General features: G+C 72.9%; 5 protein-coding genes and 1 pseudogene. 3 read left to right on the top strand and 3 right to left on the bottom strand.

Going from position 1 to position 8,793, the window contains the following annotated elements:
- Together AW16_RS0116370 and AW16_RS17900 are read left to right on the top strand one after the other, a co-directional pair.
- Nucleotides 1-285, top strand: a pseudogene (locus tag AW16_RS0116370) (alpha/beta hydrolase fold domain-containing protein); the annotation flags it as partial.
- 110 nt (nucleotides 286-395) lie between these two features.
- Nucleotides 396-1,898 (top strand): S1C family serine protease, encoded by a 1,503-nt coding sequence (locus AW16_RS17900; protein WP_051682033.1) that lies wholly within the window; start codon nucleotides 396-398, stop codon nucleotides 1,896-1,898.
- A gap of 34 nt (nucleotides 1,899-1,932) precedes the next feature.
- Here AW16_RS17900 and AW16_RS0116360 read toward each other — a convergent pair whose 3' ends face one another.
- A complete protein-coding gene (locus AW16_RS0116360; protein WP_029292152.1) occupies nucleotides 1,933-3,576 on the bottom strand; it encodes an endonuclease/exonuclease/phosphatase family protein in 1,644 nt (547 codons plus the stop codon).
- Nucleotides 3,577-4,093: 517 nt separating this feature from the next.
- Between AW16_RS0116360 and AW16_RS17350 the strand changes: the two genes are divergently transcribed.
- On the top strand, nucleotides 4,094-6,025 hold the full coding sequence (locus tag AW16_RS17350; RefSeq protein ID WP_156044226.1) for an HNH endonuclease signature motif containing protein: 1,932 nt from the start codon (nucleotides 4,094-4,096) through the stop codon (nucleotides 6,023-6,025).
- Nucleotides 6,026-6,248: 223 nt separating this feature from the next.
- Here the strand turns inward: AW16_RS17350 and AW16_RS0116350 are convergent, their stop codons facing one another.
- Both AW16_RS0116350 and purB read right to left on the bottom strand, forming a co-directional pair.
- Complete coding sequence (locus AW16_RS0116350; protein ID WP_231496088.1) at nucleotides 6,249-7,106, bottom strand: hypothetical protein; 858 nt, start codon at nucleotides 7,104-7,106, stop codon at nucleotides 6,249-6,251.
- A gap of 142 nt (nucleotides 7,107-7,248) precedes the next feature.
- The gene (purB, locus tag AW16_RS0116345) at nucleotides 7,249-8,670 is read right to left on the bottom strand and encodes an adenylosuccinate lyase (RefSeq protein WP_029292146.1); all 1,422 of its coding nucleotides are present in this window, start codon (nucleotides 8,668-8,670) and stop codon (nucleotides 7,249-7,251) included.
- Nucleotides 8,671-8,793 lie beyond the last annotated feature (123 nt).

Below are 8,793 nucleotides of genomic sequence, written 5' to 3'. Positions count from 1 at the left end.
GGGGAGCGCGTGCCGCACGTGTGGGGCGGGGAACCCGCAGCGGGCTCGGACGACGACCTCTTCGCGCTGGTCGACCGGGCCGATCCCGCGGCGTTGCCGCGGCTGCTCGTCGCGTGCGGCCGGCAGGACGAGCTGCACGACGCGAACGTGCGCCTCGTCGACGCGCTGCGCGCACGGGGTGTCGACGTCCGCGACGACCTCGCGCGGGACGGGTTGCACGACTGGGCGTACTGGGACGACCGCATCCGCGACGTGCTCGCGTGGCTGCCGTTGCGCGAGGCGTGACGCCGCCGCCCTCACAGGCGGCGCACCAGGGCGGCCCAGCCCCCGCTCGGGGCCGCGCGATGACATGAGTCCTGCCGGCATCAGGGTGGTGCGGGCAGGAGGGCACGACGATGTCGCAGGAGCGGGACGACGACAGGGCTCGGGACGAGCGGGCGCGCGACGGGGCGGCAGCCGGTATCGGGACGGGCGCGGGCAGCGGCGCGAGGGACGACGCCGCGATGACGGTGTGGCGAGCTCCCGGGGTGTCGTCGGTGGCGGTGTCGGTGCACGGCGGTGCGGCTGGGTACGGCGGTGCGGCTGGGCGCGGCGGCGCGGCTGGGCATGGGTACGGCGCCGCGGCGGCGGCGGTGGGGCATGGACGGCGGTGGCTGCTGTGGGTCGCGGTGCCGACCGCGCTGGCGGCCGCGCTCGCCGCGTCGATCGCGGGTGCGGCACGCGACGACGGGGCGGCCGCGTCGACGACCGACTCGTCGAGCGTCTCCGGGGCCTCGGGCTCCGCGTCCGTCGGAGGCGCGGCGTTCGCGCGGCCCGGCTGGGGAGGCACTGAGGCGCCGGGAGCATCCGGCGGGGGCGGCGCGGCGCAGGGCGGCACAGGGGCGCAGGGCGGCGACGGGACGTCGGCGTCGGGTGCGACGAGCGCGACCGCGGCGACCGACGAGCAGCAGGGCGGCGTCGTGACGATCACGAGCACGCTCGGGTACGAGGACGCGACGTCGGCCGGCACCGGCATGGTGCTGACGTCGGGCGGCCTCGTGCTGACCAACAACCACGTGATCGACGGTGCGACGTCGATCGAGGTCACGGTCGAGTCGACCGGCACGACCTACGCCGCGACCGTCGTGGGCACCGCGCCGTCCGACGACGTCGCGCTCCTCCAGCTCACCGGCGCGTCGGGGCTCGCCACGATCACGGCCGACGAGGACGGAGTCGCGGTCGGGGACGCGATCACGGCGATCGGCAACGCGGAGGGCACGGGTGACCTCGTCGCAGCCGCAGGCACCGTCACCGCCACGGACCAGACCATCACCGCGTCGACCTCGTCGTACGGCGACTCCGAGACGCTCGACGGTCTGATCGAGCTGCAGGCCGACGTCGTGTCGGGCGACTCGGGCGGCCCGGTGCTCGACTCCGACGGCGAGGTCGTGGGGATCACCACCGCCGCGTCGACCGGTGGCTCGTCGGGCATCTCGTCGGGCACGAGCACGACCGTCGCGTACGCGATCACGATCGAGCACGCCATCGCGATCGTGCACGAGATCGAGACCGGCGGCGGCGACGGGATCGCGCTCGGGTACCCGGCGTTCCTCGGGGTCCAGGTCGCGTCGACGAGCTCGGGTGCGTCCCTCGGTGCGGCCGACAGCACGAGCGGCAGCGCGTCGGGTGGCGCGGTCGTCGGGGGAGTCGTCGCCGGGACCGCCGCGGCGAAGGCAGGGATCACCGCCGGTGACACGATCACGGCCGTCGGCGGCAAGGCCGTCGACTCGTCGGCCGAGCTGTCCAGCGCGATCGCGGGCTACGCGCCCGGAGACGCGGTCAAGGTCACCTGGGTGTCAGGGACCAGCGGCGAGACGTCGTCGGCCACCGTCACGCTGACCGCCGGACCGGCCGACTGATGCCCTCGCTCGGACGGGCTCGTCGCGTCCGTCGTCAGCGGATGCGGACGTCCGCCCACTGGAGGTTGTGGTCGGAGCCGCGGTAGCGCTCGTCGAACTTCCCGGACGAGGTCAGCACCATCTGGTTGACGAACCGGTCCACGCCCGAGCCGTTCTTGACCAGGACGTAGTCGATCCTCGTCCCGGTGTACGCGTAGCGGTACGGCTTGGTGGGGTAGCCGTCGTCGGCCGAGCCGGTGTGGTGGTTGGACGTCGTGTCCCACCGCCGCACGGTGTGCGCGGCGTTCGTCGCGCTCGTGTAACCGGCCTTGACCATGTCGACCTGCGGCCCGTTGACCCAACGGGTGTCGGAGTTGAGGTCGCCCATCACGACGATCGGGACGCCGGCCAGGCCCGCGGCCTTCGCCTTCGACTCGACGTAGCCCCGCACGCCCTTCATGGCGGCCTTGCGCATGCCCTGCACGGTCGACGACGTGCCCTGCTCGAGGTGGGTCGAGACGGCGTAGAACTTCGCGCCTGTCGTCTTGGACTGCAGCAGCGCCCACGTGAACCAGCGGTCGAACTTCGACGAGTCCCACTTCACGCCGCCCGAGACGGTGTAGGTCGAGTGCACGCCGGAGTCGAGGATCTTGACCGCCGACGTGCGCACCAGCAGGTGGTCGGACTTCGACGCGCCGGCCGTGCGGCTCGACGCGGTCGCCTTGGCCTCCACCGTGGGGATCGGCACCGCCGACGCGTAGGTGCCCGAGAGCTTCCGCGCGAGCTCCTGGTACTGGTAGCCGCTCGCCTTCGACGCCGCGGCCTCCTGGACGGCCACCACGTCCGCGTCGGCGTACCGGATGCCCGCGACGACCGCCGCCTTGCGGTCGTCCCACGTGCGGTCCGGCCGTGCGCCGCCGTACGTGAACCCGGCCGAGGCGGTCGAGCTCTCCACGTTCCACGTCGCGAACCGGACGTCGTCGCTCGCGTGGCCCGTGCGCGCCGGCGCGCTCGGGTACCCGAACGCGGTGACCGACTGCGCGCTCACCGAACCGTTCTTCGCGTACAGCCGCACGAACACCGGCGCGGTGCCCCGCGAGCCCATCAGGGCGCGCCACTTCGCGGGAACGGTCAGCACCGCGGACGTGCGGGTCACGGGCACCGAGGTCGTCCACGTGCGGCTCGCGCTGATGCCGGACGTGCCGGCCTTTCCACCGTTGTAGACGTAGGAGTTGTCCCACGACGCGACGATCTTGAGGGACGTGGCCTGCGCGTAGCGGGGCCACGTCAGCTTGACCTTGTCGGTGCCGGCGCCGACGACCTTGACGCCCTCCTTGTAGCGGGGCGACCTGGTGGTCGTCGTGACCGACGTCTTCGTCGACCACGAGCCCGAGCCGGCGCGAACCCGCACCCAGTACACCGTGCGCACCTTGAGGCTCTTGACGGTCGTGCGGGTGGACGTCGTCGAGACCTTCTTGGGCTTCTTGAACGACTTCGACGTCGACACCTGGACCTGGTACTTCGACGCCCCCGAGACCTTGTGCCACTCGACGGTCACCTGCGTCACGCCCGGGACCGCCACGACCTTGGTGGGGGCCGCCGTCGCCGCGGATGCCGGAGCGGCGGGCAGCAGGCCGAGGGTCAGGACCGCGGCGAGGAACGCGGCGACGAGGGCGGGGAGCGAGCGGCGACGGGGCATGACCATCCTGGGTGCGGTGCGATGTGAGACCTGAGAAGTATCGGCTCAAGTGTGCGCTGGGTGTAGCGCGGTCGCGATCTGGGTGCTGCTTCCGGTGCTGTCGGGGGTGGTTTGCCGAGCCGTCCACAGGCTTGTGGTTGTGGATAACCCTGTCGATGTTTGTGCTGGTCAGGTGCCATTTTGGGGTTGACCCGGGGTGTCCGGTTCGGGTAGATTCATACGCATGTTCGAAGTCCCTGGATCGCCTCGTGAGGGCGTCGCTGATGACCGGCTGGTGCTGGTCGACGGCGACGCGCCCCGGGGTGCGGACCGGGTGCGGGTGGCGTTGGCCGACGCGCGGGCGGGACGTGCGGACGAGGTCAGCCCGGGCGGCGAGACGGGCCCGGTTGGCGAGACGGGCCCGGTTGGCGAGACGGGCCCGGTTGGCGAGACGGGCCTGGTTGGCGAGGCGGGTCGGGCGGGCGGCCCGGGTCTTGGCGATGAGTTCGCCTCGCTGGTCGCGGTGGCGCGGCGGGCGTTGAGCGCGGTCGACGGCGTGTCGGGGTGGTCACCGGCGCGCCGCTCGAGGGTGCTGTCCGAGCTGGACCAGGTGATGAGCCTGGTGCGGGTGGCGCATGCTCGGGTGCTGCGTGCCGAGCAGGTGGCGGGCACGTCGGTGGGTCCGGGTGATCGTTCGTTCGTGGACGCACGGGCCCGGGTGTCGGGTGCGGGTGCTGCGGAGGCGCGTCGTCAGGTGCGTGCTGGGGAGGTGTTGGATGCGATGCCGGTGCTGGCGGGTGCGGTCGCCGACTCGCGGGTGGGGTTGGCGCAGCTGGACGTGATCGCACAGGTCACCGCCGAGGGGCCGCAGGGGTTGCGGGAGGCGTTGGCGGACCCGGCCGCGCAGGCGAGGTTCACTGAGGCGGTCACGGGTATGACACCGGTGCAGACCCGCAAGACGATCCTGGAGTACGCGGCTGTCTTCGACCCGGGTCGGGTGCAGGACGAGCACGACCAGGCCCGGCGGGACCGGTTCTTCAACCTGTCCGGTCACGGCGCCGGGGTCAAGGTCACCGGGTTCCTGGACGCCACCAGCGGGCACGCGCTGCGCCTGGCGTTGGAGGCGGCCTCACCGCGGGTCGAGGGGGACGAACGCACCGGGCAGCAACGCCGCGCCGACGCCCTGGGGACGATCGCTACGCACGCGCTCGGATGCGGCACCGGCGACGGCGGAACGAGCGAGGGCGGTGCGGGTGCCGATGGCCGTGGCGGTACAGGATCGGGTGCTTCGGTCTCGAGTGCGGGTTCAGGTGGTGGCGGTGGCGCGCGCACCGGCAAGCCCGGTGGCGGACTGTCCGGGGTGCGCAACCGCCCGCACATCTCGTTGATCGTCCCTGCCGAGACCATGGTCGAGCTGCACCGCGCAGGCCTGGCCGGAGAGACCGGCCGCATCCACCACGCCCGCCGCACCGACGGCCGCGGCCAGCCGCAGGACGACACACGTCCCGCGCCACGCGGCAGCAGCGGCGGTGGCGTGAGCGGCGTGCCCGACGTTGCGGGCGAGACCAACTCGTTGTTCTCCGACCTGCCCGGTCCGCGCACCGCCGACGGTGAACTGATCACCACCCGCTCCGCGGCCGGTCACCTGGCCGCCGGGCTCGCGGGGGTGCCCGCACCGACCCTGGAGGACGGGACACCGGTGGCGCTCTCGGAACTGGCGCGGGCGTTGTGCGACTGCGACATCACCCGGATCGCGATCACCGCGGACAACGTGCCCGTCGACCTGGGACGGACCGCGAGGGTCTACACCGGGGCGCACCGACGGGCCGTGACCGTGCGGGACCAAGGATGCGCGTGGAACGGGTGCGAAACACCAGCCCGGTTCACCGAGATCCACCACATCCGCTGGTGGGACCGCGACAACGGCGAAACCTCCCTCGAGAACGCCGTGATGCTCTGCGACTACCACCACCACCGCGTCCACGAACACAACCTGACCATCGAACGACACCAACCACCGCCCCCACGGAAGCCCGGGCGGCGACGGCCACGCATCGAGAACGGCGACACACCACCCGACCACCCGGCCCGGAACCCCGACACGCCCGACGCGGCGCAGGACGGGCAGTCCGACGCGCCCGGCACCGCGCACGGCGGGCAGCCCGACGCGCCCAGCGCTGGGCACGGCGGGCAGCCCGGCAGACCCAGCGCCACGGACGATGGGTCGCCCGGCACGCCCAGCGCCGCGCGGCTCGAGACACACGACACCGCGCGAGGCGGGCAGCGCGACACGGCCCGCACCTTGACCGGCGGGAACATCAACGAGCGCGGTGCGGTGCAAGACAGCAGGCCGAGTCCAACCGAGGAGCTGCTCCCGCCGCTCGCCCGACCACGAGCGACCTACACGTTCCGACGCACCACCGACGGCACGATCGTCAACGAACCACGACGGCCCGGCGCCGCAGCCTGAGGCTGGCGACGCACCACGAGAGGCTGCTCTGCTGTGTGTCGTCGGCGTCGGCGTCCGGGTCGATTCGAGGTCGATGACGAGGTCGAGATCCAGACGACCGGTGTGCTGGACCTCGTCGTCGAGATCAACCACGGCGGCTGGATCGGCCTGGCCACCACCCGCGACAAGCAGGCGGGACGCGGCATCGGCCCGTCGCTTCCGCGCCTCGGCCGGCCCCGAGCGGTCAGCCCGCCATCGCGCGGCGGCGCTGGACCGCGGCCGGCCCGGGGGACCACGTGTGCGGCACGACCTGGTTGGTCTGGATGTCCGTGAGCTCCGCGGCGTACACGACGGCCTCGTAGACGCCGGCCTCGACGCGGTCGAGCTGCAGGTGCTCCGCGCGGTCCAGGTCGTCGCCCAGGTGGGAGATGCGCGCGACGACGTAGCGCTGCGCGTCCTGCCACTGGTCGACGACGCGCACCGACAGGCCGTTCCACGTGGCCGTGAGGTCCAGCTCGAACAGCTCGGTGACGTCCTCGCGCGCCACGCGGCGGTACCAGCGGCCGTTCGCGGACTGGCGGAAGCCCGTCTCGGAGAGCGGAGGGTTGGCGAGCGCGAGCACGACCGTGTGGCCGTTGTCGACGACGTCCGCCTCGAGGTACGCGCCATGCCACTTGGCGACAGGTCCGACGCAGCGGGACAGCGACGCGAGCGCGGGCCGTGGACCGCCGAGGTGCGTGAGCGACCAGCCGGTGCCGACGTCGCCGTACCGCGCGAGCAGCGTCGTCGTGCCGTCCGCGTGCACGCGCACCAGCTCGGCGCCCGGGGGGATGCGCGAGTGGCGCAGCCACCACAGCGGCACGATGAATCCGGGCACGTCGCGGTACTGCAGCTGCGGGGAGGACTCGAAGCGCAGCAGGTCGATGTGCTCGTCGTCGGCCCGGAACGGCGATCCCGGGTAGCCCAGGCCGTGCACCTCGAACAGCTGCGACGGCGTCGTCGCGAACGACACGTCCTCGGCGCGCACCACGTAGCCGGCCACACGGTCGTGGCCCTGCTGCACGTGCGCCCTCGACGTCGCAGGCGTGACCGCCTTCTGCATGAGCGTCACGTGGGCCTCCTCCCGAGATCGATGCGGGAGGGGGCGCACCGAACCGGACGAATCAGACGGGGTGCGCACGATTGTGCAGACAAATCGGGCGCGTGTCCAGATCGTGTCCGCGCCCGGCCCGCCGAGGCCGCGGTCAGGCGTCGAGGAAGTCGACCAGGTCCGCCGCGAGGCCGGTGTACGAGGCCGGGGTGAGCTGCTGCAGGCGCGCGGCCACGTCGGCCGGGAGGCCGAGGCCCCCGATGAACTCGCGCATGTCGTCGGCCGTCAGACGGCGACCGCGCGTGAGCTCCTTGAGCCGCTCGTACGGGTTCTCCATGCCCTCGACGCCTGCGACCGACGCGGCGCGCATCGCGGACTGCACGGGCTCGCCGAGCACCTCCCAGTTCTCGTCGAGCTCGCGCGCGAGCAGCGCGGCGTCGACCGACAGGGCGCGCAGGCCGCGGCGCACGTTGTCGATCGCGAGCAGTCCGTGCCCGAACGCGGGGCCGATGTTGCGCTGTGTCGTCGAGTCCGTCAGGTCGCGCTGCAGGCGGCTCGTCACCAGGGTCGCCGCGAGCGTGTCGAGCAGGGCCGACGAGATCTCGAGGTTCGCCTCGGCGTTCTCGAACCGGATGGGGTTGACCTTGTGCGGCATCGTCGAGCTGCCCGTCGCGCCCGCGACCGGGATCTGCGTGAACACCCCGCGCGAGATGTACGTCCACACGTCGGTGGCCAGGTTGTGCAGCACGCGGTTGAAGCGCGCGACGTCCGCGTACAGCTCGGCCTGCCAGTCGTGCGACTCGATCTGCGTGGTGAGCGGGTTCCACGTCAGGCCCAGGTGCTCGACGAACGAGCGGCTGACCGCGGGCCAGTCCGCGCCGGGGACCGCGACGACGTGCGCGCCGAACGTGCCGGTCGCGCCGTTGAGCTTGCCGAGGAACTCGTCGGCCTCGATGCGGCGCAGCTGGCGGCGCAGGCGGTGCGCGAGGACCGCGAGCTCCTTGCCGAGCGTCGTCGGCGTGGCCGGCTGGCCGTGCGTCAGCGCCAGCAGCGGCTGGTCGCGCAGCTCGACGGCCAGCGCCGCGACCTCGTCGGCCAGCGCCGACGCCGCAGGCGCCCACACCTCCTGCACCGCACCGCGAACCATGAGCGCGTACGACAGGTTGTTGACGTCCTCGCTGGTGCACGCGAAGTGCACGAGCTCGCCGACGGCGTGCAGCGCGGAGCCCTCGGGGGCCGCGGCCAGGCGGCGCTTGAGGAAGTACTCGACGGCCTTGACGTCGTGCACCGTGGTGCGCTCGATCTCGGCCAGCTCGGCGACCTCCTCGGCCCCGAACGTCGCGACGACGTCGCGCAGGTATGCGACGTCCGCGTCGGTGAGCGTCGGAGCGCCCGGGACGACGTCGTTCTGCGTCAGGTGGATCAGCCACTCGACCTCGACGTGCACGCGCTCGCGGTTCAGCGCGGCCTCGGAGAGGTGGTCGACGAGCGGCGCGACCGCCGCGCGGTACCGGCCGTCGAGCGGGCCGAGGGCGATCGGCGGGGTGACATCGGCCAGGCGCACGCGGGCAGTCATGCGGCCATGATCCCATCGCGCGCGGCGTCGTCGGCCAGGCGCCCGCGTGCCGGACGCCCGTGCCGATGCCCTCGGTGCCCGGGCGTGAGGGGAGGGCGGCGTGGCGATCGGGTGGAGGTGGGG

Origin of the sequence: Cellulomonas sp. HZM (assembly GCF_000708885.1) — a bacterium.
Lineage (GTDB): Bacteria > Actinomycetota > Actinomycetes > Actinomycetales > Cellulomonadaceae > Cellulomonas.
The sequence above is the reverse complement of the archived record's forward strand: the minus strand, read 5'-3'. Positions and strand labels throughout refer to the sequence as shown.